24 protein-coding genes are annotated in these 23,423 nt (G+C 67.3%); 15 read left to right on the forward strand and 9 right to left on the reverse strand.

Annotated elements, in window-relative coordinates:
• Positions 1-2: 2 nt before the first annotated feature.
• The 4 genes from V7778_RS03825 to V7778_RS03840 all read right to left on the reverse strand — a co-directional run bounded on the left by V7778_RS03825 (position 3) and on the right by V7778_RS03840 (position 4,480).
• Positions 3-269 (reverse strand): hypothetical protein, encoded by a 267-nt coding sequence (locus tag V7778_RS03825; RefSeq protein ID WP_335552012.1) that lies wholly within the window; start codon positions 267-269, stop codon positions 3-5.
• 64 nt (positions 270-333) lie between these two features.
• Positions 334-1,308 carry a hypothetical protein gene (locus tag V7778_RS03830; RefSeq protein WP_335552013.1) on the reverse strand — a complete coding sequence of 325 codons (975 nt, stop codon included), beginning with the start codon at positions 1,306-1,308 and terminating at the stop codon, positions 334-336.
• A 333-nt stretch (positions 1,309-1,641) separates the two neighbouring features.
• Positions 1,642-2,538, reverse strand: a complete 897-nt coding sequence (locus tag V7778_RS03835) for an energy transducer TonB (RefSeq protein ID WP_335552014.1) — start codon at positions 2,536-2,538, stop codon at positions 1,642-1,644.
• A gap of 91 nt (positions 2,539-2,629) precedes the next feature.
• A complete protein-coding gene (locus V7778_RS03840) occupies positions 2,630-4,480 on the reverse strand; it encodes a cellulose binding domain-containing protein (RefSeq protein WP_335552015.1) in 1,851 nt (616 codons plus the stop codon).
• 214 nt (positions 4,481-4,694) lie between these two features.
• Here V7778_RS03840 and V7778_RS03845 point away from each other — a divergent pair, with 214 nt between their 5' ends.
• Positions 4,695-5,840, forward strand: a complete 1,146-nt coding sequence (locus V7778_RS03845) for a serine hydrolase domain-containing protein (protein WP_335552016.1) — start codon at positions 4,695-4,697, stop codon at positions 5,838-5,840.
• A gap of 7 nt (positions 5,841-5,847) precedes the next feature.
• On the opposite strand, the gene V7778_RS03850 is transcribed toward V7778_RS03845, so the two are convergent.
• From V7778_RS03850 to ygfZ, 3 genes are read right to left on the reverse strand one after another with little or no spacing between them, the layout of a single operon-like run.
• Positions 5,848-6,600: an NRDE family protein gene (locus V7778_RS03850; RefSeq protein ID WP_335552017.1), complete on the reverse strand. Its 753-nt coding sequence runs from the start codon at positions 6,598-6,600 to the stop codon at positions 5,848-5,850.
• The gene (locus V7778_RS03855) at positions 6,591-6,881 is read right to left on the reverse strand and encodes a DUF4936 family protein (protein WP_335552018.1); all 291 of its coding nucleotides are present in this window, start codon (positions 6,879-6,881) and stop codon (positions 6,591-6,593) included. Before V7778_RS03855 ends, V7778_RS03850 begins: the two co-directional genes overlap by 10 nt.
• A gap of 2 nt (positions 6,882-6,883) precedes the next feature.
• Positions 6,884-7,954, reverse strand: coding sequence for a CAF17-like 4Fe-4S cluster assembly/insertion protein YgfZ (ygfZ, locus tag V7778_RS03860; protein ID WP_335552019.1), 1,071 nt, complete (start codon positions 7,952-7,954; stop codon positions 6,884-6,886).
• A gap of 101 nt (positions 7,955-8,055) precedes the next feature.
• On the opposite strand from ygfZ, the gene mltG reads away from it, so the two are divergent.
• The 14 genes from mltG to V7778_RS03930 all read left to right on the forward strand — a co-directional run bounded on the left by mltG (position 8,056) and on the right by V7778_RS03930 (position 18,106).
• The gene (gene mltG / locus V7778_RS03865) at positions 8,056-9,054 is read left to right on the forward strand and encodes an endolytic transglycosylase MltG (protein ID WP_335552020.1); all 999 of its coding nucleotides are present in this window, start codon (positions 8,056-8,058) and stop codon (positions 9,052-9,054) included.
• Positions 9,051-9,677: a dTMP kinase gene (gene tmk / locus V7778_RS03870; protein WP_335552021.1), complete on the forward strand. Its 627-nt coding sequence runs from the start codon at positions 9,051-9,053 to the stop codon at positions 9,675-9,677. The genes mltG and tmk overlap by 4 nt, the downstream gene beginning before the upstream one ends.
• Positions 9,678-9,679: 2 nt before the next feature.
• Positions 9,680-10,693 carry a DNA polymerase III subunit delta' gene (locus V7778_RS03875; protein ID WP_442920693.1) on the forward strand — a complete coding sequence of 338 codons (1,014 nt, stop codon included), beginning with the start codon at positions 9,680-9,682 and terminating at the stop codon, positions 10,691-10,693.
• 19 nt (positions 10,694-10,712) lie between these two features.
• Positions 10,713-11,090 (forward strand): PilZ domain-containing protein, encoded by a 378-nt coding sequence (locus tag V7778_RS03880; RefSeq protein WP_335552022.1) that lies wholly within the window; start codon positions 10,713-10,715, stop codon positions 11,088-11,090.
• A 43-nt stretch (positions 11,091-11,133) separates the two neighbouring features.
• Positions 11,134-11,652, forward strand: a complete 519-nt coding sequence (locus V7778_RS03885) for a GNAT family N-acetyltransferase (protein ID WP_335552023.1) — start codon at positions 11,134-11,136, stop codon at positions 11,650-11,652.
• An 83-nt stretch (positions 11,653-11,735) separates the two neighbouring features.
• Positions 11,736-11,924, forward strand: coding sequence for a hypothetical protein (locus tag V7778_RS03890; RefSeq protein ID WP_335552024.1), 189 nt, complete (start codon positions 11,736-11,738; stop codon positions 11,922-11,924).
• Between the two features lie 32 nt (positions 11,925-11,956).
• Positions 11,957-12,739 (forward strand): TatD family hydrolase, encoded by a 783-nt coding sequence (locus V7778_RS03895; RefSeq protein ID WP_335552025.1) that lies wholly within the window; start codon positions 11,957-11,959, stop codon positions 12,737-12,739.
• 3 nt (positions 12,740-12,742) lie between these two features.
• Positions 12,743-13,411: an ankyrin repeat domain-containing protein gene (locus V7778_RS03900; RefSeq protein ID WP_335552026.1), complete on the forward strand. Its 669-nt coding sequence runs from the start codon at positions 12,743-12,745 to the stop codon at positions 13,409-13,411.
• 115 nt (positions 13,412-13,526) lie between these two features.
• Entirely contained in the window at positions 13,527-14,441 is a 915-nt protein-coding gene (locus V7778_RS03905; RefSeq protein ID WP_335552027.1) for a methyltransferase domain-containing protein, read from the forward strand.
• Positions 14,442-14,747: 306 nt separating this feature from the next.
• Positions 14,748-14,948 carry a hypothetical protein gene (locus tag V7778_RS03910; protein WP_335552028.1) on the forward strand — a complete coding sequence of 67 codons (201 nt, stop codon included), beginning with the start codon at positions 14,748-14,750 and terminating at the stop codon, positions 14,946-14,948.
• 110 nt (positions 14,949-15,058) lie between these two features.
• A complete protein-coding gene (locus V7778_RS03915; protein WP_211518098.1) occupies positions 15,059-15,286 on the forward strand; it encodes a DUF6139 family protein in 228 nt (75 codons plus the stop codon).
• Between the two features lie 188 nt (positions 15,287-15,474).
• Positions 15,475-16,374, forward strand: a complete 900-nt coding sequence (gene lpxO / locus V7778_RS03920) for a lipid A hydroxylase LpxO (protein WP_335552029.1) — start codon at positions 15,475-15,477, stop codon at positions 16,372-16,374.
• Between the two features lie 340 nt (positions 16,375-16,714).
• Entirely contained in the window at positions 16,715-17,314 is a 600-nt protein-coding gene (gene wrbA, locus V7778_RS03925; protein WP_335552030.1) for an NAD(P)H:quinone oxidoreductase, read from the forward strand.
• A gap of 93 nt (positions 17,315-17,407) precedes the next feature.
• Positions 17,408-18,106, forward strand: coding sequence for a glutathione binding-like protein (locus V7778_RS03930; protein WP_335552031.1), 699 nt, complete (start codon positions 17,408-17,410; stop codon positions 18,104-18,106).
• Between the two features lie 64 nt (positions 18,107-18,170).
• On the opposite strand, the gene V7778_RS03935 is transcribed toward V7778_RS03930, so the two are convergent.
• Both V7778_RS03935 and V7778_RS03940 read right to left on the reverse strand, forming a co-directional pair.
• A complete protein-coding gene (locus V7778_RS03935; RefSeq protein ID WP_335552032.1) occupies positions 18,171-20,141 on the reverse strand; it encodes a peptidase U32 family protein in 1,971 nt (656 codons plus the stop codon).
• A 66-nt stretch (positions 20,142-20,207) separates the two neighbouring features.
• Positions 20,208-23,069, reverse strand: coding sequence for an ATP-binding protein (locus tag V7778_RS03940; protein WP_335552033.1), 2,862 nt, complete (start codon positions 23,067-23,069; stop codon positions 20,208-20,210).
• Positions 23,070-23,423: the final 354 nt, after the last annotated feature.

Raw genomic sequence — 23,423 nt, forward strand, 5'->3', positions numbered from 1 at the left:
ACTCAGTCGGACAAGCCCTTTTGCAGCAGCTCGGTCACCAGCTGCCCCAGCTCGACACCGCGCTCTTCGCTGAGTTGCCGCAACTGCTGCACCAGGTCGCCATTGAGCTTGACGGCAAAAGGCACCAGGCCCAGGGCACGTTCACGCTCGCGCTGTTCGCGGCGGTCGGGCGCCGATGTGCTGGCGGCGGCGCCGAACGCAGCGTTCTTTGCCCCCATCTTGTTCATCAGTTTCTTCGCGTCGCTCTTTGCCAGGTCGGTTTTCTTCATTGCTCGCCTTTCTGCTATTGGAGCCGGATTCTACTCCCGAACAGTACCGCGCCGCTTGGATTCCTTAGGGCGGAGCTCCATTGCACCTACCCTTTCGCTGGCCGGTCTTCGCATCGATCTCGGCCTGGCTGATCACGGCCGGCATGGGCTCGTCGACCGGAAACCCGTCGGGCCCCACTTGCCAGGGCTTTGGCGGTACCTCATCCGGGCAGCCGGGGACCGAAGGCGGCAGCGATGCCGCGAGCGCGAACAGGCGCGCACGCAGCGGCGTCCCGATCACGTTGGCGTCGACCCACAACTCGTAGGCGCGCCTCCCCTCGAACCAGGACAGGTGCGAGACCGCGGCCCCGGCGCCGTCCACCAGCACGATCAGCCTTGCCGGCAGGCCGTTGATGCGCTCCGGTTCGTCCTTGGGGTCGCGCCAGGCGCGGGTGCCATCGACGGACATGTCGTGCTCGAACAGGGTCAGGCGATGCCCGTCCCCGGTGCGAAAACCCCGGTACAGGCGCGAAGGCTGGCCGGCGATGTACTCGGCCGTGCCGCCGAGGGCGTCGAGCTGGGCGAAAGGCGTACGCGTCAGGTCGACCGGCGTGAAAGCCAGCTTCCGCGTGGCACGCTCGATGGATCCGAACGAGATATCGTAGCGCTCGAGCGCGATGGCGCATACCTGCTCGCCTCCATCCTTGCGAACCTGGGATGCCCCCGTGCCCGCGCGGTTGCTGGACTCCATGCTGCATTGATGGTGTTTGACCAGCGTGGAGGCGAAGCTGGCGCCATAGCCGAGCAGGGCCAGGGTGGCGCCGGCAAGCAGCCATCTTGCCGGGCGCGAGGACGGGATCACGGGGGTGCTGCTGCGCAGGCGCTTTCCGAGCCTCCCGAGCAGCCAGGCCAGCCCGAGCGGGAACAAGGCTGTGGGGACCGCCAGCCCCAGAACAAGCAGCAAGGGCGCATGCATCCAGAGGACCGTGAAGCCGACGTAGGCGGTGGCCGCGAGCAGCGTGGCGGCGGCGAGCAGGCCCCCGGCTATCGAGAGAAGCATGCCGGACAGGTTCTTCATGGTGCGGTCACCCTTGCGTGTGGAACTCGAACTGTCGGGCTCGCTCGGAGTCCAGCCTTGCTATCACAGGGCTGCGGGAGCCACGATGGAGAAAAGGCGTCATGGCAGGCGGTTGCGGAAACTTTCCATATTGCGTGGACCGGATGCCGCCGTGACTGCCCCCGATTTCAATCCCGATGTGCATGGCGTGCTTTCACGGCGCGTTCGATTGCGCCACGGGACGCTAGTGTGGCGGAAGTGGGGAGCCAGGCGAGGGGGCGGCCGCGACGCCTGTCCTTGAAACTGGACGCCGAAAGCTGGACCCCGAAGCCGGATTCACTCGATCCGCCAGATGTATTCCAGCTTGGACCAGCCGGCTATCGCAACGCCATCCTTGCGCGCCGGCCGGAAGCGGCACACGCCCAGCGCGGCGACGGTGTCGTTGTCGAGCGCGGTAGTGCCGCTGGACAGCGTGCGCTTCACATACTGCGGCCTGCCGTCGGCGCCGACGTAGAACAGCAGCCCGACCTTGCCTTGCGCTTCCCTATCGCGGGCCAGCCACGGATAGTCCGGGCGCTCGCAGGATGCCAGGTCGATATAGGCCAGGGCGCTGTCCGGCCCTTCCGGGCTGCCGGTCTCGCGGGCCGGCACCGGCGGCAGGCTCGCCTCGAACTTGGTCCGGGCGGCGGCGTTGGCGGCGATCGCATCGGCCGCGGCGCGATAGAGGGCGCCGCCGAACGCCGTGTCCTGTCCCACGCGTTCGAAACCGCGCGCGACTTCGTCCGGGTCATGGCTCCAGGCTTGCGACGTGACGAGCGCCGACACGGCGTCGTCGTTCTTGCCCTGCATCTGCAGCGCGGTCGCGAGCGTGCTCCAGAAATTGGCGTGGGTCGGCAGCGCGGCAAGCGCCTTGACCAGCACCTGCTCCGCTTCGCGATGCCTTCCGGCCTGCAGGTGCGCCTGCGCCAGCCTGCGCTGTTCCTCGGCCGCCGCCTCATAGCTGCCGGCTTGCCGCGGCGCTGGGCCGCCGAGGCGCTTCAGCCTGGCGATCAGCGGCAGTTGTTCGACATCCCGGCCGGCGCGCGCGACCGCCATGATGCCCCGTATGCAGTCCTCGGACGTGTCGCAGGCGAGAGCCGCCCCGGGCAGCGCCGCGCCCAGGAGGAACCCGGACGCGACAGCGGCCAGGCGCCGCGCGTGACGAGGGGGAAAGGGCAGGAATGGCAGAGGCATAGGCGGGCGATGTGGGACGTGAAATAGGCGGAGTATAGCGCCTGTGGGCGCCCCGGAATCTCGCGGAAATCCACACCACCCGTCCCGGCGTTCAGCGTGCCGCGCAGAATCCGGCGTCGCTATTGGTGGCGCCTGCGGCCAGGTCGCGGTTCCAGTCCGGCCCCGACAGGATCATGGTCGAACCATCCATGCTGTGCGTGCCGTTCCAGAACGAGGTCACCGTGCCCTGGATGTTCGGCACCTGCACCCGCCAGCCTGCGGCCTTGACGGCACTGGTATTGGTGACCGACACCGCGGCGCAGTAGCCGCTGGTCCAGTCGGCCGTGATCCTGAGGCTGGCCGCGAGCGCGCCGGCCGGCAGTTCCGGCGGCTGTTCCACCGGCTTGGCCGGACGGGTGGCGCAAAGGCCGATCTCGGTCGACTCGCCGGGCCGCAGCATCTTGTTCCAGTTCGCGCCTTTCACGCGGAGGATCTTGTCGGCCAGGGTGTAGCTGCCGTTCCAGAGCGAGGTGACGGTGTCGGCGAAGGCGCGCTCCACCGTCCACTCGCCGGCCGTCGAGCCGACGTTGCGCACGGTGAGGGTGCCGCAGTAGCCCGTGCCCCAGTCGTTGGTGGCGGCCAGGCTGCTCTCGACGACGAGCGGCGGGGGCGGCGGCAGCGGGTTCGGGTTCGGGCCCGGCTCGGTGGCATTCGGGTCGATGAAGGCTTTCTTGACGGCGGTCAGGAGCGGGTTGTTCACGCCGTCGGTGGTGCCGTAGTTGACCAGCCAGATGATGGTGCCGCCGGCGCCTTCGCCCTCGCGCGTCGACTGCGCCCAGGCGCCCTTGGCGGCAATGGTCGCCGGCTCCTCGTAGCTCAGGTAGCCGGTGGTCCATTCCGGACGGCTGGCAGGCGTATAGCCGCCCGGGTAGGTCCGGTAGCTGGTCTGGGTGGCGGCGTCCCAGGCATGGATGCCGGTGTCGAGGTAGCCGTGCTTGTGCAGCTGGCGGTAGTTCCAGCGCACGTCGTAGACCGACCAGTTGGCCAGGTCGCCGTCGGTCACCTGGTCCGGGCCCGTATAGGGCGGCGCGTAATGCATGCCGTAGAAGCCCAGGCCCATGCCCAGCCTGGCGCGCGGCACGCCGGCCTCGACGTATTTCTGGATGGTGCCGGCAATCGACATCGGCCGCGCCGGGGAGTGGCCCGTGAGCGGCGCGAAGGTGGTGCTGTTCCAGCCCTGGCCGAACCAGCCCATGCCATAGCTCATGAAGTTGTACTGGTCGACCATCCCGGCCACGCGCAACTGGTGGGCGCTGACCTTGTCGATGTTCATGTTCAGCATGCCGGCCGGGAAGGTGATGATGACCGGCTTGTCCTGGTAGCGCGGGCGCGCGTTGGCTTCCTTGCGCAGGTCGGCGATCAGGGCCTCCAGCAGGGCCTGCTCCTCGAGCGCCTCGTCCTTGATGCCTTCCCAGTCGACGTCGATGCCGTCGTAGTCCTTGGCGACCATGTAGTCGACCAGGTTCTTCACGAAGGTGGCGCGCACTTCGGGACGCGACGAGGCGATGAAGCCGGCGTTGTCGCCTTCGCCGCCCAGCATGATCAGGGCCTTGATGCCCACATGGTGGGCGCGCTTGACCATGTATTCCTCGACCGTCATGTCGTAGGGCGCGCCGGGGCCCAGGTCGCGGCGGTCGTGGGCGGTGCCGGCCCCCAGGACGACGTCGCCCGGCCGGCCCTTGGCGCCGCCGCCCGGGCCGATGCGCGCAAAGACGAAGTGGGTCATGGCCGTCATATCGACGTGCTGCGGCGCCTGGTAGTCGCTGTTGTCCCAGAAGTAGCCGCCGTAGTAGCCGGTCACCCACTTGCCGTTCGGGTTGTCGGACGCGAATGCGTGCCAGGGTGCGCTCACGGCCAGCGAGAGCATCGTCATCGCGGCAAGGCGGGTCAGGTTCGATTTCATGTCGGTTTCCTTTTGTAGTTACTGTAAGGAAACATGCTAGCAGCCCGGGACGGCGTAGAGATGTCATCAAAGTGTAAGGCCCCCACCCTTGGGGGGAGCGGAACGCCGCGCCATGCGCCGAGAATGGATATCGGGTGCCGGCGTCCGGGAAGCGGCGCGCGGGCGAGATTTCGTGGCACACTTCGCCGCCTCCTTACTCCACTGGACCGATCCATTGAAAGCGCCTCACCCCCTGAACCTAACGCCTGCTCGTCCTCCCTTCCTCGCAGGGCTGCTACGCGCGGCCGCTGTCTGTTGCTGGTGCTGGGCAGGCGCCGCGCTGGCCTGCCATTCCACCGAGCGCACGGCCATCGTGGCCCAGGGCTTCGATGCCGATCGCCTGTGCCGGGTCCTGCGCGACTTCCAGGCCGGCGAGGCCAACCTGCACGGGCTGGTGATCCTGCGCCATGGCGAGATGGTGGCGGAGCGCTACCGCTCCGGCAAGGACCGCTCGGTGTATTCCCTGTTCGCGCGCAGCGTCGACTTCGACGCCCATACACGGCATGACCTGCGCTCGGTCAGCAAGTCCATCACCGGACTGTTGTGGGGCATTGCTCAGGCCGAAGGCAAGACCCCGTCGCTCGACGCGCGGGTGCTCGACCTGTTCCCCGAACTGGCGGCGCTCAAGGGTGGCGGGCGCGAGGCCATCACGGTCGGCCACCTGCTCAGCATGAGCAGCGGGCTGGAATGGATGGAACCCGACCGGTACGGGCTGGTGGGCAACGACGAACTGGCGCTATACTGGCGCGCCTCCCAGGAAAAAACCGTGCTGTCGCGCCCCATGCTGCATCCGCCGGGCACCCGTTTCCACTATAGCGGCGGCGCCACGGCGGTGCTGGCCAGGCTGCTCGAGCGCGGTGTCGGCATGCCTGTGTCCGACTATGCGCGCACGCGCCTGTTCGCGCCGCTGGGGATCATGGACTGGGAATGGATGCAGGACCTGCGCGGCCGCCCGCTGGCTTTCGCCGGGCTGCGGATGCGGACGCGCGACCTGGCCAGGATCGGCCAGCTGGTGCTGCAGCGTGGGGAGTGGGACGGGCGCCAGGTGGTGCCGGCGGCATGGTTGGACGATGCGCTGCGTCCGCATGCCGAGGTCGGCGACGGCCGCCATTACGGCTACCAGTGGTGGCTGGGCGCGATCCCGGCCCTGGGCACCGGGCAGCGCTGGGCGGCCGCCTATGGCAACGGCGGCCAGCGCCTGTTCGTGGCGCCGGGGCTAGACCTGGTAGTGGTGATCACCGCGGGGATGTACAACGAGGACGCGGGCGTGGCGAAGGTCAACCGGATGTGCCAGCAGATCGCCGCCGCCATCGATCGCTAATCGCCAGTCACCCGTTCTGGGGTTGCAGCACGCGCTCGTGCAGTTCCGGCTCGCCCTCGCGGTACAGCTTGACGACGGTGGAAGTGCGGGTGCCATAGCTTTCGGACTCGATGCAGACCGGCGACAGCATGCGCTCGACCTCGATCGGCACGCCGGTTTCCGGCAGCCTCAGGTCCGGCGCGCGGGTGGTGTCGGCGAGCATCTCGAAATAGGCGTCTTCGGGCGCGCCCTGGCACAGCAGGCTGGCGAATTGCGCCTTGGTGCGCAGCACCTTGGGCCAGGGCGCATCCAGCAGGCTGTTCGAGATGCCGTAGATGCGGCCGGGTTCGAGCGGCTGGCCGTTGCGCGGATCGGCATGGCCCCGGTTCGAGTACCAGTACAGCGACTCGCGGTCGCCCAGCACCAGGTTGTAGCCGTTGTAGTCGTCCGGGCGCGCCGCCAGCGCCGCCACATAGTCGGCCGCGCCGATCTCGGCCGTCAGGAAGTCGGCCACGAGCGCGCCGCGCGTGGGCGCGTCCTCGCGCCGTTCGGCGGGAGCGCGGATATTGGTCAGTGCCGCGAAGCGCGGGCCGTTGGGGCCGCGCAGGGACACGCCCATCCAGCTGCCGCCGCCCTGCAGGTCGCGTCCCGCGATCACGTGCGGATGCTCGGGCCAGGGCGCCGCCGGGGTGGCGGGGCGGTCGTAGAACTCGTCGCGATTGGCCACCGCGATCACCGGCACGCCGGGGACGACGTGCCACGCAAAGACTATCAGGCACATGGGGCTAGATCCGTGAATATTTCCGCCCGGCGCGGGCCGTCGATAAAGGCGTGCAGGCCGGCGGCCTGCGCGGCGTTGTCCAGCACTTGCGCAAAACCGTCGCCCACCCCCGGATAGACTTCCATCCAGGTCTGCAGGCCGTCCTTCGCTCCGGGACGGCGCTTGAGCTGCACTGGTACGCCGTCGCCGCCGGCTAGGCGCTGCTGCATCGCCCGCACCAGCGGAGCGAGGCGGGCGGCGTCGTGTTCACGCACCTTATAGTAGACGTACAGGTCGACCATCGTCAGTCGTCGACGGGGTCGAGGCTGTAGGGCATGGGCGCGAAGGCGAGGCGCGGGCCGGCGCTCGAACCCAGGTGCACGGTATCGTCGAGCGCGGCCAGCTTGATCTCGACCAGCACATCGGCGCCGCCCAGCCCGTTCGGCGCGGCGTTGACCACCATGCCGCAAGGCTGGTCGGGGTCGGCGCTGGAGAATACCTCGTCGCCGGGGCGGGCGGCCCCGTTGTCCACGCTGGCCAGCGCGGCGCGGCGCTTGATCTTGCCAAGATACTTGGTGCGTGCGACGATCTCCTGGCCGGGGTAGCAGCCTTTCTTGAAATTCACGCCGCCCAGCAGCTCGAGATTGATCATCTGCGGCACGAACTGCTCCTGGGTGGCGGCCGTCACCTGGGGCGCGCCCGCGTGGATCGCGGCCAGCTGCCAGGCCTGGTTGCCGCCCAGGGCCAGCTCGTCCTTGAGCGCGGCCAGGGCGGCCAGCCCGCTTTCGGCGCTCGTGAGCCACAGGTAGCGCGGCGCACGGGCGTCTCCGAAGGCGGCGTCGTGCAGGCGGATCACGGTGCCGAAGCCGCCGTCCACCTTGGACATGGGCGCGGCCGGCAGCGTGCCGACATGGCGGCGCAGCGCGGCCTCGCCCTTGGCGCCGCCCAGGCCGAGCACGGCCTGGAACGGCGCCTCCTCGGTGGCGTCGCGCAGCTTGGCCTTGGAGCGCAGCACGAACATGCCCAGGCGCTTCTGCAGCGGCGGCTGGATGGCGCGCGGCAGCTGCAGGTAGACCGCCTCGCCGTCGCGCCACATCATGAGGGTGGCCTGCAGGCGGCCCTTGGGCGTGCAGTAGCCGGCCAGGCGCGCCTCGTTCGGGCCGAGATGCTCGACGTCGTTGGTGAGCTGGCCGTGCAGGAAGGACGCGGCATCCTCGCCGGCGACGGCGATCAGGCCCAGGTCGGTCACGGTGGCGACGAAGCCGGCGGCGAGGTCTTGCGCCGTCAATACACGGCCGAAGTCCTCGACCTGGTTCGCCTCGTCGACGTGGAAACGGGCGCCGAGCGCGGAAAGTTGTTCAGTCCAGTGGGTCATAAATCGAATATGATCTTGCAATTAGGCTTTATCATTACGGGCTCATTATAAAGATGTCGGGAAAATCGCGCCGAACACGGCGCAATACCAAGCAAACGCACATGGCACTCCTCAAAAAACTCATCGTCACGACCGTCATCGTGTCGATCGCCACGGTCGGCGCCTTCAGCTGGTGGGCCAAGAATCCCTTGACCACGGCGGAACCCGCGATCGAATTCACGGTCAACCCCGGCAGCGGCGCGGCCGCCGCCGCCCAGCAGATCGCCGGCGCGGGCGTACCGCTCAACCGCTACCTGTTCGCGCTGCTGGCCCGCGTGACCGGCCAGGCCTCGAAGATCAAGGCCGGCAGCTATGAACTCAAGCCGGGCACCTCGCCGCGCCAGCTGCTGTCGCAACTGGTGCGCGGCGAGTTCGCGCAGGAAGCGATCACCATCATCGAGGGCTGGACCTTCCGCCAGATGCGCCAGGCGCTGGCCGCGCACGAGCGCCTGAAGCACGACACGGTCAAGCTGTCCGACCAGGAGCTGATGGCCAAGATCTCCAGCGAGTACAAGGACCCGGAGGGCCTGTTCTTCCCCGATACCTACTTGTTCGCCAAGGGCTCGTCCGAGCTGGACATCTACAAGAAGGCGCACCAGGCCATGCTGAGCCACCTGAAGACGGCCTGGGAGGGGCGCGACCAGAGCCTGCCCTACAAGACGCCTTACGAGGCCCTGATCATGGCCTCGATCGTCGAGAAGGAAACCGGCCAGAAGAGCGAGCGCGGCATGATCGCCGGCGTGTTCGTCAACCGCCTGCGCACCGGCATGCTGCTGCAGACCGACCCGACCGTCATCTACGGCATGGGCGAGCGCTTTGCCGGCCAGATCCGCAAGAAGGACCTGGAAACCGACACGCCCTACAATACCTATACCCGCGGCGGCCTGCCGCCGACGCCGATCGCGCTGCCGGGCATCCAGTCGCTGAACGCCGCCCTGGCGCCGGAGAAGACCCCGGCCCTGTACTTCGTCTCGCGCGGCGACGGCACCAGCCAGTTCTCGGACAACCTGCCGGACCATAACCGCGCCGTGAACCAGTACCAGCGAAAGATCACCCGATGACCGCAGGCGGTGCCGTGCAAGGGAAGTTCATCAGCTTCGAAGGCATCGACGGCGCCGGCAAGTCCACCCACATCGGCTTCGTGGCCGAGTGGCTGGGCGCGCGCGGCAAGGCGGTGGTGTCCACGCGCGAACCGGGCGGCACGCCGCTGGGCGAAAAGCTGCGCGAGCTGCTGCTGCACGAGAAGATGCACCTGGAGACCGAGGCGCTGCTGATGTTCGCCAGCCGGCGCGAGCATATCGCCCAGGTGATCGCACCAAACCTGGCGCTCGGCAACTGGGTGCTGTCGGACCGTTTCACAGACGCCAGCTTCGCCTACCAGAGCGGCGGCCGCGGCCTGGCGCGCAGCAAGATGGAAACGCTCGAACACTGGGTGCATCCGGGCCTGCAGCCCGACCTGACCCTGCTGTTCGATGTGCCCCTGGAAGTGGCGCGCGAGCGCCTCGACGCCACCCGCACCCTCGACAAGTTCGAGCGGGAACAGGCCGACTTCTTCGAGAAGTGCCGTGGCGAATACCTGCGCCGGGCGGCCGAGTTCCCGCAGCGGATCGTGGTCATCGATTCGACCCGCTCGATCGCGGCGATCCAGACGCATTTGTCTGAAGTACTGGAGAAATTGTTGTGACGATGTATCCGTGGCAGGAAGCCGCGTGGACGCAGCTGCAGCAGATGCGCGCGCGCATGCCGCATGCCATCCTGTTCCATGGCCCGGCCGGCACCGGCAAGGCCGATTTCCTGGAAACCTTTGCCCAGGCCCTCTTGTGTGAGAACGTGAGGCCGGACGGCCACGCCTGCGAGGCATGTGCCTCCTGCGGCTGGTTCGTCCAGCACAACCATCCCGACTACCGCCGCGTGCGTCCGGAGGCGCTGGAGGACGAGCCGACCGAAGGCGAGGAGGGCGCCGAGGGCGAGCGCAAGGCCAAGACCAGCAAGCCGTCCAAGGAAATCAAGATCGAGCAGATCCGCTCGCTGGCGGACTTCATGAATATCTCGACCCACCGCCAGGGCTTGCGGGTGGTCGTGCTGTACCCGGCCGAGGCGCTCAACATGCCGGCCTCGAACGCCTTGCTGAAGACCCTGGAAGAGCCGCCGCCGGGCACGGTTTTCCTGCTGGCCTCCAACAGCCTGGACCGCCTGCTGCCGACGATCTTGTCGCGCTGCCGCAAGTTCGCCCTGCCCATGCCTTCGCACGAGGAGGCGCTGGCCTGGCTCAAGGCCCAGGGCCTGTCCGACGCCGACAGCTGGCTGCGCGAGCAGGGCGGCGCGCCGCTTGCCGCACTGGCCGCGAGCGAAGGGGGCGGGCGCGAAGAGATGGACGCGCTGCTGCACTTCCTGGCCCAGCCTTCGAAGGACGGCGCCCTGCGCACCGCCGAGCGGCTGGCGAAGGGCGAATTGCCGGCCCTGGTGGCGTGGCTGCAGCGCTGGCTGTACGATGTGTTCTCATACAAGATGTCCGGCAAGGTCCGCTATTATCCGCGTTACGGGCGGGAACTTGCCGCCCTGGCGGGCAAGGTGCACACTGCAAGCCTGATCCGGGCCATCAAGGCCACGAACGAACGCCGCGCCGTGGCCGAGCACCCGCTCTCGGCAAAATTGTTTGTCGAGGACATGTTGCTTGAGTACACTTCGTGCTGCACGTGAAGTTGATGAAAGGACACCGATGAGCGCCACCCCGACTGACCCGAACGCTCCGCAAGCACCGCGGCCGTCCGTGCTGTCGCTGGCCATCAAGGAGAAAGCGGCGCTGTACGCCGCTTATATGCCTTTCCTCAAGAATGGCGGCATGTTCGTGCCGACCAATAAGCCTTACAAGATCGGCGACGAGATCTACCTGATCCTGTCGCTGATGGACGACCCGAACAAGTACCCGATCGCCGGCAAGGTGGCCTGGATCACCCCGGCGGGCGCGAACAACAACAAGGCGCAGGGTATCGGCGTGCATTTCCCGGCCGACGAAGCCGGGCAGCGCGCCAAGCTGCGCATCGAGGAAATCCTCGGCGCTGCGCTGCGTTCCTCGCGCGCGACCCATACCCTGTAGTTCCCCGACACTCCCTCTATTTTCTCTAAAGCACCCACGCCGTATGCCGTCCTACGTCCACCGCCTGGCCACCCGCGACGACCTGCCCGTCATCGTCGACATCTACAACTCCACCATCGCCTCGCGCGAAGTCACGGCCGACACCGAGCCGATCACCGTGCAATCGCGTGAGCAATGGTTCGCCGACCATACGCCGGAACGCCGGCCGCTGTGGGTGATCCACGCCGCCGACGATACGCGCGCGCAGCCCGAAGTGCTGGGCTGGCTGTCCTACTCGAATTTCTATGGCCGCCCGGCGTATTCGGGCACGGCCGAGGTGTCGATCTATATTGCCGAGGCGGCGCGCGGCAAGGGGATCGGCAAGTACTGCCTGGAGCTGGCGATGGCCTTCGCGCCCGAGGTCAAGGTGCACACCTTGCTCGGCTTTATCTTCGGCCACAATGCGCCCAGCCTGGCGCTGTTCCGCAAGTACGGCTTCGACACCTGGGCGAACTTCCCGCGCGTGGCGAACCTGGACGGGATCGAACGCGACCTGATCATCCTGGGCAAGCGCGTCGCCTGATCCGGACCCGCGTCCGCCGCTGTCATCAAGCTGCAATCCAGGACGGGTAGTCTTGCGCTATCACCCTGGATCCGGAGAACTCCATGATCGCGACCCGCGCCGACCGCCCGTCAGAGCCCGCCATGCGCCATGCCGCTTCGGAAAATCTGCTCATCCTGGAGGGGCGGGCGATCCAGGCGCGGCTGGGAACGATCAGCGCCGTCGAATTCCTGAAACGGCATGGCCTGGACGGGGAACTCATCCACCTGGTCCTGCTGGACGGGGCGGCATGAGCTTCCCGCCGCATCTCGATTAGAATGGCGGGATGTTTATCGATTCCCACTGCCACATCAACTTCCCGGAGCTGGCTGCCCGGATGCCGGAGATCATGGCCAAGATGGCCGAGAACAAGGTCACGCACGCCCTGTGCGTCTCGGTCGACCTGCCGGATTTCCCCCAGGTGCTCGCCCTGGCCGAGCAATATCCGCACATTTATGCCTCGGTGGGCGTGCATCCCGATTACGAGGATACGCCCGAGCCGACCGTGCAGCAGCTGGCCGAGCTGGCCGATCATCCGAAGATCGTCGCCATCGGCGAAACCGGGCTCGACTACTACCGCCTGGAAGGCGACCTGGAGTGGCAGCGCGAGCGCTTCCGCACCCACATCCGGGCCTCGCGCGAAACCCGCAAGCCGCTGATCATCCACACCCGCGCCGCCAGCGCCGACACGATCCGCATCATGCGGGAAGAGGGCGCCGGCACGGACCAGGGCGGCGTGGCCGGGGTGATGCACTGCTTTACCGAGTCGCTGGAGGTCGCCCAGGCCGCCATGGCCCAGGGCTTCTATATCTCGTTCTCGGGCATCGTCACCTTCAAGAGCGCCAAGGAGCTGCAGGAAGTGGCACGCGCCGTGCCGCTCGAGCGCATGCTGATCGAGACCGATTCGCCCTACCTGGCCCCGGTGCCTTACCGCGGCAGGATGAACGAGCCGGGCTATGTCGCCCATGTGGCCGAGTTCATCGCGACGCTCAAGGGCGTCTCGCTGCGCGACGTGGCCCAGCAGACCACCGACAACTTCTTCACCCTGTTCCAGACCGCGAAGCCCTGAATCATGCCATCTTGCCGCCGCGCCTTCGTCCTTGCCGCCCTGCTTGCAGGCTTCATGTCCAGCGCGCAGGCGGTGCGGCCGCCGACGGCCGAGGAAGTGGCGGCCTTCTTCCGCGCGGTCCAGCTCGACGACGTGAAGACGGTGGAGCGCATGGTGGGCGCCGTGGTCAATGCCAACGAGCGCAATCCGGCTGGCGGCGATACGGCGCTGGTGCTGGCGCTGCGGGAAGAAGCGCCCAGGGTGTTCAGCGCGCTGCTGGCGCATCCGGGCACCGATCTCGAAGCGACGGCGGCCAACGGCAACACGGCGCTGATGATGGCCGCCTTCAAGCGCAACAAGGACGCGGTCGAGGCGCTGCTGGGCAAGGGCGCCAAGTCCAACCGTCCGGGCTGGACGGCGCTGCACTATGCCGCGGCGGCCGGTGACGACGCCATTGCCGACCTGCTGATCGGGCGCGGGGCCAAGGTCGACGCCTTGTCGCCTCGCCAGAGCGGCGCTTATACGCCCTTGATGATGGCGGCGCGCGAAGGGCACGAATCGACCGCTGTTCTGCTCCTGCGGCGTGGCGCCAATGCGAAGCTGAAAAACAGCGAAGGCTTGAGCGCGGCGCAGATCGCCGAGCGGGCAGGGCGCGCGGAGCTGGCGCAGGCGATTTCCGGTTCCAAACCCTAGGATTTGGCGTTTCCGTCGGGAACTAGACGGTAAACACCCCGCAGCTCGGCCCTTCGGCCGCATGCATCCTTATCCATAATGTCCTCACGGTCCACCTCCGTACCAAAGGATAATTATGCTGAACGAACGCGAAATCGAGAGCTGCTACCTGGGGCAGTTCATTCCCGTGCACTACCATCACAACATGCTGATGGACCAGAACCGCATGCACAGCTTCAAGTCCGCCATCCACTATGCGGTCTTCCCCGGCGCCCGCGTGCTGGAACTGGGCGGCGGCACCGGCGTGCTCTCCTTCTTCGCGGCCCAGCAGGCGAGCAAGGTCTATTGCGTTGAATACAACCCGGACATGGTGCGCGAAGCGCGCAAGTTCCTGGCGATCAACCCGAACGGCCACAAGGTCGAGGTGGTCCACGCCGACGCCTTCGACTATCTGCCGCCCGAGCCGGTCGACGTCGTCATCTGCGAGATGATCCACGTGGGCATGCTGCGCGAGAAGCAGGTCGAAGTCATCGAATCCTTCAAGCGCCGCTACCTGGCGCGCTTCGGCGGCCCGCTGCCGGTGTTCCTGCCCGAGGCCGTGATCATGGCGGCCCAGCCAATGCAGCAGGAATACGACTTCGAAGGTTTCCACGCGCCGATCGTGCAATTCCAGGAGACCAACGTGGTCTACCCGGGCGCCGTCGAGCTGGCCCAGCCGGCCGTGTACAGCATCATCGACTTCCAGACCCCGGTCGACACCCACATCGGCTTCGAGGGCTCGATGCTGGTCGAGAAGAGCGGCACCCTGAACGCGATGCGCTTCATCACCAAGAACGTGCTGGCGGTGGTCCAGGAGCAGGCGACCACGATCGACTGGCTGAACCACTACATGACCCTGCCGCTGGCCAAGCCGATGCAGGTGCAGGCGGGCGATCTGCTGCGGCTGTCCTTCCATTACCGGGCAGGCGGGTCGATTCCCTCGCTGCAGGCGTCGATCGAGACGCAGGTGGTGAACAGCGAGGCGACGGAGCGGGTGGCGGCGTTTGCCTGATCATACCTTGCGTGCCGCGTAGCTGAAGGTAGCTATCTGGTGTGCGTCGGACCTGGGTCCCCGCCTTCGCGGGGATGACGTTCAAGAGCTAGCGCAGGGTATGCCCCTGTGTTGGCCTTCAAACGTCATCCCCGCGCAGGCGGGGACCCCAGTCATTTGGCAAACCACTAACGCTCCCCCGCACCGATTACCCACGCATTTTCACCACTCACCCCGCTTTCTTAACCCTTCATCGCAAGGATGTTGAGCTGTGCAGGCTCGATGCATACTCTATCCGTGCCGTCCTCTTTCGACATGGAGCGTACAATGCTGAGTTTCCTGGTGTGGCTGCTGCTGCTGTTCCTGTGCTGGCCGATCGCGCTGCTGGCCCTGGTCCTGTATCCGCTCGTGTGGCTGGTGCTGCTGCCGTTCCGCCTGCTCGGCGTCGGCGTGGAGGCCGTCTTCGAATTGCTGCGTGCCATCGTGCTGCTGCCCGCCCGGGTGCTCGGCTATTCGCCGGGCCGCTGAGCGGCACCCTGTTGAGTGTGGGCCAATTAACAGACGGCCCGGCTTCGATCTTCTACTGTGGAACCGCCCGCTTTCATCCGGAAAGCGGGTTTTGACAAGAGGACAAGACTATGCGCCTGGATATTTACCGCAGAGCAGAACGAGACGGCAAGTACTCGTACCTGGCAGTACCCGAAGCCAAGAATATTCCTGAAGAAGCCACCAACACCGACTGGGAGATCGAAACCCGCGCCTTCGAAGTCGATGATGGCGCCAGCCAGTTGCCGGACTTCGACATCGATAACCTGAGCGGCCAGATCGCCGAAAAAGGTTATGCGATGACGTCCGTCCTGCACTAAGCGCAGCGCATTCCGCGCCCGGCACGCCGGGCCTAGACAGCACGCCGAGCCCCGCGCATCGTCCGGGATTCCGGCGTGGTATGTTGCCTCTGGGATACGGCCTGGCCTGCACAGCCAGTGGGCCGTTATGGTATCCTGCGTCCTTGATCAAGCAAGCCAGCCGTCATCCGGCTGCGATGGAGGACGTGATGAAGTGGGCAGTGGTGGGTTTTTATTTCCTCTCGATCCTGCACATCCATTTCCGCGGACGGGTCCGTCTGCCGTTCCGCCGCCAGATCTTCGACCACTCGTCGTTCATGGCGCCCATCAATATTTTCATGCATAAGTTTTCGCGGGTGCCGGCCACGCCCTACATCCCCGTGAGCGAATTCCCCGAACTGCAGAAGCTGCAGGACAACTGGCAGGTGATCCGCGCGGAGGCCGAGCACCTGCTCGCCCTCAAGAAGATCAAGGCGGCCGAGCAGAACGACGACGCCGGCTTCAATTCCTTCTTCAAGAACGGCTGGAAGCGCTTCTACCTGAAGTGGTATGATGCCAGCCACCCGTCGGCCGAGCGCCTGTGCCCGCAGACCTATGCGCTGCTGCAGTCGATTCCCTCGGTGAAGGCCGCGATGTTCGCCGAGCTGCCCCCGGGCGGCAAGCTGAACCCCCACCGCGACCCCTTCGCCGGCTCCATGCGCTACCACCTGGGCCTGGCGACCCCGAACGACGACCGCTGCTTTATCGAGGTCGACGGCGAACGCCACAGCTGGCGCGATGGCCAGGGCGTGGTCTTCGATGAAACCTATATCCACTGGGCCATCAACGGCAGCGAAAGCGACCGCGTGATCCTGTTCTGCGACGTCGAGCGTCCGATGCGCTTCCGCTGGATGGGCGCCGTCAACCGCTGGCTCGGCCGCACACTGATGACCGCCGCCGCTTCGCCCAACGAGACCGGCGACCAGGTCGGTCTGGTCAGCAAGCTGTTCCGTGTGTCCTTCTATGCCGGCCAGTACCGCCGCCGCTACAAGGCCTGGAACAAGACCGCCTACAACCTGACCCGCATCGCCCTGATCGTCGGCCTGGCCGCACTGATCTACTGGATCTGACCCCCGGTCCTGCGTGCATGATCGCCGCCGGATCGGCTTCATCAAGGCAAGTGCTCGCAATACGCTCGGGTCTCCGCGCGTAGCCCCCTCGGGGCACGAAAGCGGCCACCACCGTCAGCCGCACGGCACCGGGCCCCGCTCGCTCGGCGTCACGCTCGCGGTGGCGGACATCGTATCGCCGTGGCTTGCCTGCATTCGGCGCACTCCCAGCTTCGTAAGCGCCATCCTCCCTCCGATGGTGGATGAGCCGGCAGGGCAAATGTGCTGCCATTCGTTCAACATTGGCCGTATGCTATCCGTTCCAGCATGATCGACCACACACCCGAACGGAGGCAGGACAATGGCAAAGGTACTGGTACTGTATTACTCGACCTACGGTCACATTGAAAGCATGGCCAACGCGGTCGCCGAAGGCGCCCGCGCGGCGGGCGCGACGGTGGACGTCAAGCGCGTGCCGGAGACGGTGCCGGATGACGTTGCGGCCAAGGCCCATTTCAAGCTGGACCAGCCGGCGCCGATCGCCACCGTGGCCGAACTCGAGCACTACGACGCCATCATCGTCGGCGCGCCGACCCGCTATGGCCGCATGGTCAGCCAGATGGCGGCCTTCCTCGACCAGACCGGCAGCCTGTGGGCGCGGGGCGCGCTCAACGGCAAGGTCGGCGGCGCCTTCACCTCGACCGCGACCCAGCACGGCGGCCAGGAAGCGACCCTGTTCTCGATCATCACCAACCTGCTGCACTTCGGCATGACCATTGTCGGACTGCCGTACAGCTACCAGGCCCAGATGACGCTCGACGAGATCGTCGGCGGCAGCCCCTACGGCGCCACCACCATCGCCGGCGGCAAGGGCGAACGCCAGCCCAGCGAGCTGGACCTTGGGGGCGCCCGCCACCAGGGCGAATTGATCGCCCGCACGGCCATCAAGCTGTTCGGCTGAACGCCAGGAAGGCATTGGCGCCCGGTCCGGCAGGTCCGGGCGAAGTTTGGTATTGTCGACGTCTCATCAATTTCTCACTCGCGTGCGACGACCATGACCGATCTCTCCGCCTTTCCGATTGCCGCCAAATGGCCGGCCCGGCACCCCGAACGCCTCCAGCTGTACTCGCTGCCGACGCCGAACGGCGTCAAGGTGTCGATCATGCTGGAAGAGACCGGGTTGCCCTACGAGCCGCACAAAGTCAGCTTCGAGACCAGCGACCAGCTTTCGCCGGCCTTCGTCTCGCTCAACCCGAACAACAAGATCCCGGCCATCATCGACCCGGACGGTCCCGGCGGCCAGCCGCTGCCCCTGTTCGAGTCGGGCGCCATCCTGATCTACCTGGCCGAGAAGACCGGCAAGTTCCTGCCCGCCGACGCGGCCGCGCGCTACCAGGTGATCCAGTGGGTGATGTTCCAGATGGGCGGCGTGGGTCCGATGTTCGGCCAGCTCGGTTTCTTCCACAAGTTCGCCGGCAGCGAGTACGAGGACAAGCGCCCGCGCGACCGCTACGTCAACGAAGCCAAACGCCTGCTGGCTGTGCTCGAAACGCAGCTGGCGAAGCACGCCTGGATCGCGGGAGAGGAGTACACGATCGCGGATATCGCGATCTTCCCGTGGGTGAACAACCTGGTCGGCTTCTACGACGCGGGCGAGCTGGTGGGGTTCAAGGATTTCCCGCGGCTGCAGGCGGCCCTGGAGCGCTTCCGGGAAAGGCCCGCGGTGATCGAAGGGTTGAAAATTCCTGGGTAAGGATCCGTAGGGTGGACGGAGTAATTCAGGCCAATGGCCTGAATTAGCCCATCCACCCTACGAGTCAGGCGCGCGGACGCTGGCGGTGAAACACCAGCGGGCTGTACGGCACCGCCGACGGCGGCGGCGACTTCAGGATGCCCGGCTTCATGGCGCCCACCACATGCATCTCGCAGGGCTTGCAATCGAAGCGCAGGGTATAGCGCTCGCCGCCGCTCACCAGGGTCATCGGCTCGGCGCGCACCTGGCCCTGCACCCCTTGCACGCCCTTGGCCTGCTTCGGGCACAGGTTGAACGAGAAGCGCAGGCAATGCTTGGTGATCATCAGCGACACCTCGCCCGGTTCCTCGTGCGCCTCGTAGGCCGCGTCGATCAGCTGCACGCCGTGCTTCTGGTAGAAGGCGCGCGCCTTCTCGTTGTAGACGTTGGCCAGGTAGCTCAGCTGGGTCTCCGGATAGGTGGCGCGCGGTTCAAGCGCGGCCTTGCGCGACGGGCGCTCCCAGGCCGCCAGGCGGGCGGCCTCGTGGGCGGCGACCGCGTCGCGGCGCAGGGCGTTGATCGCGCTCGAGGGCACGAACCACGGCTGGCTGAGCCGCAGGTCCACCTGGCCGGCCTCGAACATCGTATTGCCGAGCTTGGCCAGGCTGGTGCGCAGGCCGGCCTCGGCCTGGGCCGCCTGCTGGGCCGGCTCGAGGGCGATCGCCGCCACGGCTTCGCTGGCGATGCCGTCCTCGTCGGTGATCGCCAGGCGCAGGCCGCCGGGGACTTCCGACAGGGCCAGGTCGACCCGCACTTTGCGCTCCGAGGATTTCTTGTTCAGCGCCGCTTCCCACTGGTGGTCGCGGTTACGGTGGATCACCGTGCCCACCTTCAGGCCCGCCAGGGTCGCCATGAGTTCGTTCGGGAACACGCGCCAGCGCTGGCCGTCCTCGTCCTCGCCCAGCTTTTCGGCGCGGTTGGCCTGGATACCGGCCGTCTCGCGCTTGTGCATGTAGTTCAGGCCGTCGCCGTTCGCCATCGGCGCGTCGGTCAAGAGGTCGAAGTGGTCGCCGCCGATGCGGGTGACCGTGCCCAGCTGCACGCCCACGTACTTGGGCGAGTCGAAGGCGCCGATGTCGTCCTGGCGGCCCTGGGCGAAGTAGTCGGTGTGGCCGCGGTGGAAGTTCTTGTCCACGTCCGGCGTGAACAGCACGCGGGTCTGGCCGCTGGAAGCGCGCGTGAATTCGCCGCGGCGCTCGAGCAGCTGGTCCAGCAGCACGCGGTAGTGGGCGGTGATGTTCTTCACATAGCCCATGTCCTTGTAGCGGCCCTCGATCTTGAAGGATCGGATGCCGGCGTCGACCAGGGCTTCCAGGTTGGCGCTCTGGTCGTTGTCCTTCATCGACAGCAGGTGCTTCTCATAGGCCACCACGCGGCCCTCGCCGTCGGTCAGGGTATAGGGCAGGCGGCAGGCCTGCGAGCAGTCGCCGCGGTTGGCGCTGCGGCCGGTGTCCGCATGGGAGATATAGCACTGGCCCGAGAAGGCCACGCACAGGGCCCCGTGGATGAAGTATTCGAGCGGGGTGTCGACCTCGGCGCGGATCTTCCTGATCTGCTCGACGGTCAGTTCGCGCGCCAGCACCAGCTGCGAGAAGCCGACGTCGCCCAGGAACTTCGCCTTTTCCACGGTGCGGATGTCGCACTGGGTGCTGGCGTGCAGCTGGATCGGCGGCAGGTCGAGTTCCAGCAGACCCATGTCCTGGATGATCAGGGCGTCGACGCCGGCCTCGTACAGTTGCCAGATCTGCTTGCGCGCCAGGTCCAGCTCCGCGTCGTGCATGATGGTGTTCATGGTCACGAAGATGCGCGAACGGTAGCGGTGTGCGAACTCGACCAGCGCCGCGATGTCCTCGAGCGGATTGCTGGCGTTGTGGCGGGCGCCGAACGCGGGGCCGCCGATGTAGACCGCATCGGCGCCGTGGAGGATGGCTTCGCGGCCGATCTCGGCGGTCTTGGCGGGCGAGAGCAGTTCGAGCTGGTGGTCGAGGAGGGACATGGGAATTCCTGTGGGGCGAAGGCCGAAATTATAGTCGGATCGCCGCCCGCCGTCATACAAAGTGTGTCAGCGCGTCGTTGCCTGATTTGTTGCCTGATTTGTTGCCTGGTTTGTCGCCTGGAGCCGGTCGCGCGAGCCCATGCGGCTGCGCGGGTCCGGCAGGAAAGGATTGTCGCCCCAGCTGGTGCCGTCGACCAGGGCCTGGGCCTCGCGCTGGTCGCGGCTGGGGAAACCCTGCGGGAAGCGGCGCAGGACAGCGCCCAGCTGGGCCAGCGCCTCCCCGGTCTGGGGCGTGCCGAGCGTCCATTGGGCCCGGGTCAGGGCCACGCGCAGCAGCCAGGCCAGGGCGCCCTGGGACTCGGCGATCGCCGCCGCCTGCAGCAGCGCGGCCTCGGCCTGCGCGGCCGGGCGGCCGGCGGTGCGCATCCAGACCGCCTTCTGGCGCGCCAGCTCGGCCGCGCACCAGCCGGCCAGGCCCTGGCCCACGCGGGCGAAATCGGGCGGGCCGGCCAGCCCCGGCAGGATGGTGAACATGGTTTCCGCCTGCGGCCCGGGCTGCAGGACGCCGGTGCTGCCACTCGGGCAGACGCCCGCGCTGAGCGCGCGGTAGTGCACGGCCCAGGACTGCCATTGCTTGAGGCCATGCAGTTGCGAGCGCTCACACAGCAAGCCGGTGAAATAGGCGGTGGCGCGGGTATCGCCATTCCAGAATGCAATTGGTACGGCCGATATGGCCAGCGCCATGCAGATCGAGGCCGGATGCTCGATTTCCTGGGCGCGCTCGACCGCTTCGGAGGCCAGCGCGGCGGCTTCCTCCGCATGGCCCGCCAGCCAGCGGATGCGCGCCAGGATCGCGCTGGCCGCGGCCGGGCCGTCGAACTGGATCGAACTGCCGCTTGGACCGTGCCGGGGCGTGCGCGGCAGGCGGTAGACGCGCTCGGCATGGAAACGCGCCTGGCGCTGCTCGCCATGGAAGTGCAGGGTCGCCGCCATGATGCGGTCGTGAACGTAGTGGGCGTCGGCGTCCTGCTCGCGCTTGCGGTAGGGCGCGAAGGCGTGGCCCAGGGCCATCGCCTGCGGATACTCGCCCTGCAGCAGGTGGTTCAGGCACAGGCCGCTGAAGGTGCGCGCCCGCTGGGCGCTGTCGCCGTGCTCGCGCGCCAGCACATAGGCGCGCGCGAACGCCGCCCCCACCTGTTCGGACGGGCGGTCGAGATGGACCAGGGCGCCGCCCAGACTGGCCTGGAGCGCCATCTCGGTGGCCGGCTCGCGCGCATGCGGCAGGGCGCGCAGGATCTGCACCCGCTGCTCGTCCAGCATCGAGGACTCGCTCCACAGCAGGATCGAGGCGGCCGCCAGGCGCACGCCCAGGGCGCTGTCGCCCCCCAGGTCGAAGCACCAGTCGAGGGCCGCCCGTACATCGGCCAGGCGGCCGCCGTAGCGGGCCAGCCAGCGCGCCGCGTCGAGCGTCGCGCGCGCCGCATGCGCTTCGTTCATCAGCGCCAGGCAGCGCGCGGCATGGGCGCGCCTGACCTCAGGCAGCTCGACCTCGCAGGCCAGCAGCGCGGCGGCATGCAGGCGGGTAGTCTCGAGCATGCGGTAGCCGACATCGGCCCCGTCGTAGTCGCACACCAGCAGCGAACGGGCGGCCAGGTTGTACAGGATGGCCGGCTCGAAGGCGCCGTCGGCATCCTGCCACAGGGCGCGGGCGCAGTCGGCCGTGAAGGCGCCGCGATAGACCGACAGGCGCCGCAGCAGGCGCCGTTCCGGCGTCGCCAGCAGCGCCCAGCTCCAGTCCAGCACCTCGCGCATCGACTGGTGGCGCGATTCTCCGCCAGGGCGGCTGCGCGACAGCAGGGCGAGCGAATCGCCCAGTCCGGACGCCACGCCGTGCAGGCCCAGCATCGGCACCCGCGCCGCCGCCAGTTCGATCGCCAGCGGCAGGCCGTCGAGACGGCGGCAGATCTCGGCCACCAGTCCCAATTCCTGGCTGCCGAGGCGAGCTGGATCGAGGGCGCCGGCCGCGCACTGGGCGAACAGCGCGAGCGCGCCATAGGCGTCCAGGGCATCGGGCCCGAGGGGCGCGTCCGGCGCCGGCAATGCGAGCGGCCCCAGCGAATGCACCCGTTCACCCGCCACCCCGAGGGCCTCGCGGCTGGTGACGAGGATCTTCAGGCCGGGCGCCGCCGCGCACAGCGCCTCGGCCAGGCGCGCCGGCGCGTCCCCCAGGTGTTCGCAGCTGTCGAGGATCAGCAGCATGCGGCGTCCGCGCAACTGGGCCAGGATGGCGTCGTAAGGGGGGTGCGCCGGCAATTGCAGGGCGGTGGCCAGGGCGTCGGTGACGAGCGCGGGACTGGCGACGGCGCCCAGCTCGACCAGGCAGGCGCCATCCGGGAAGTGCTGGGCCGCCTGGCGGGCGGCGGCGACCGCGAGGGCCGTCTTGCCCACGCCGCCCGGACCGACGATGCTCAGCAGACGGACGTCGGCCAGCCCGGCGCAGACCGCTGCCAGTGTCTCCTCGCGGCCGACCAGGCGCGAACCCAGGCGGGATTCGAGCCGGGCCGGCGCGGAAAGTGGGGTGATGCGGCTGGGCGTTGCGTTGCGGCCAAGGGAAACCGGTGCGACGAAGCTATAGCCCCGTCCGGCGACGTTGTCGATGTAGCGCACGCCGTCGCCGTCCTTTTCCAGCACCTTGCGCAGCGCGCTGATGTGGACCCGCAGGTTCGACTCCTCGACACAGGTGCGCGGCCAGGCGCGCGCCATCAGCTCTTCCTTGCCGACGATGGCGCCGGCGCGCTCGAGCAGCAGGCTCAGGACGTCGAACGCCCGGCTGCCGATCTGGACGGGCTCGCCGTTCCTCAGCAGCAACCGGCGTACCGGGTGCAGCTCGAACGGCCCGAACGTGAACGCGGAAGGGGCGGGGTTCATGCGGTGTCTGTCATACGGGGCTGGGTGGGCACGGGCAGGGCTTTCGTGTCATGGCCTTTATGAACTTGCAACAGTTTAGCGCAAGCGCGGGCGCCTGCTGTGCATTTCATACAACGTCAATACGGGATCTTGCACGCATTGTCATTGAAAATTCTTTCACGAACCTTTCAAGCCTCAACAATTCTCATCCGTGGCGCATGAAAGCGTCCCTGGACAAGCGAAGCACCCCTATGTTAGCGCAAACCTGAACGCCAAGAAATCGATTTCTCGCCGCACGAGCGTGCTGCGGGTGGGCAACCGGCAGCCGGTGCTTGCAAGACCGTAACTGTGCTAACATGCCGCAAACATCAAGAC

The organism is Massilia sp. DD77 (assembly GCF_036961685.1).
Taxonomy (GTDB): Bacteria; Pseudomonadota; Gammaproteobacteria; order Burkholderiales; family Burkholderiaceae_D; genus Telluria.

Coding starts and splice junctions, on each gene's coding strand:
- V7778_RS03900 (WP_335552026.1), top strand. CDS start 12,743: ATGCCATCTTGCCGCCGCGCCTTCGTCCTTGCCGCCCTGCTTGCAGGC.
- V7778_RS03885 (WP_335552023.1), top strand. CDS start 11,134: ATGCCGTCCTACGTCCACCGCCTGGCCACCCGCGACGACCTGCCCGTC.
- V7778_RS03835 (WP_335552014.1), bottom strand. CDS start 2,538: ATGCCTCTGCCATTCCTGCCCTTTCCCCCTCGTCACGCGCGGCGCCTG.
- mltG (WP_335552020.1), top strand. CDS start 8,056: ATGGCACTCCTCAAAAAACTCATCGTCACGACCGTCATCGTGTCGATC.
- V7778_RS03890 (WP_335552024.1), top strand. CDS start 11,736: ATGATCGCGACCCGCGCCGACCGCCCGTCAGAGCCCGCCATGCGCCAT.
- lpxO (WP_335552029.1), top strand. CDS start 15,475: ATGAAGTGGGCAGTGGTGGGTTTTTATTTCCTCTCGATCCTGCACATC.
- wrbA (WP_335552030.1), top strand. CDS start 16,715: ATGGCAAAGGTACTGGTACTGTATTACTCGACCTACGGTCACATTGAA.
- V7778_RS03840 (WP_335552015.1), bottom strand. CDS start 4,480: ATGAAATCGAACCTGACCCGCCTTGCCGCGATGACGATGCTCTCGCTG.
- V7778_RS03830 (WP_335552013.1), bottom strand. CDS start 1,308: ATGCTTCTCTCGATAGCCGGGGGCCTGCTCGCCGCCGCCACGCTGCTC.
- V7778_RS03855 (WP_335552018.1), bottom strand. CDS start 6,881: ATGGTCGACCTGTACGTCTACTATAAGGTGCGTGAACACGACGCCGCC.
- V7778_RS03850 (WP_335552017.1), bottom strand. CDS start 6,600: ATGTGCCTGATAGTCTTTGCGTGGCACGTCGTCCCCGGCGTGCCGGTG.
- tmk (WP_335552021.1), top strand. CDS start 9,051: ATGACCGCAGGCGGTGCCGTGCAAGGGAAGTTCATCAGCTTCGAAGGC.
- V7778_RS03915 (WP_211518098.1), top strand. CDS start 15,059: ATGCGCCTGGATATTTACCGCAGAGCAGAACGAGACGGCAAGTACTCG.
- V7778_RS03930 (WP_335552031.1), top strand. CDS start 17,408: ATGACCGATCTCTCCGCCTTTCCGATTGCCGCCAAATGGCCGGCCCGG.
- V7778_RS03825 (WP_335552012.1), bottom strand. CDS start 269: ATGAAGAAAACCGACCTGGCAAAGAGCGACGCGAAGAAACTGATGAAC.
- V7778_RS03935 (WP_335552032.1), bottom strand. CDS start 20,141: ATGTCCCTCCTCGACCACCAGCTCGAACTGCTCTCGCCCGCCAAGACC.
- V7778_RS03895 (WP_335552025.1), top strand. CDS start 11,957: ATGTTTATCGATTCCCACTGCCACATCAACTTCCCGGAGCTGGCTGCC.
- ygfZ (WP_335552019.1), bottom strand. CDS start 7,954: ATGACCCACTGGACTGAACAACTTTCCGCGCTCGGCGCCCGTTTCCAC.
- V7778_RS03910 (WP_335552028.1), top strand. CDS start 14,748: ATGCTGAGTTTCCTGGTGTGGCTGCTGCTGCTGTTCCTGTGCTGGCCG.
- V7778_RS03880 (WP_335552022.1), top strand. CDS start 10,713: ATGAGCGCCACCCCGACTGACCCGAACGCTCCGCAAGCACCGCGGCCG.
- V7778_RS03940 (WP_335552033.1), bottom strand. CDS start 23,069: ATGAACCCCGCCCCTTCCGCGTTCACGTTCGGGCCGTTCGAGCTGCAC.
- V7778_RS03875 (WP_442920693.1), top strand. CDS start 9,680: ATGTATCCGTGGCAGGAAGCCGCGTGGACGCAGCTGCAGCAGATGCGC.
- V7778_RS03905 (WP_335552027.1), top strand. CDS start 13,527: ATGCTGAACGAACGCGAAATCGAGAGCTGCTACCTGGGGCAGTTCATT.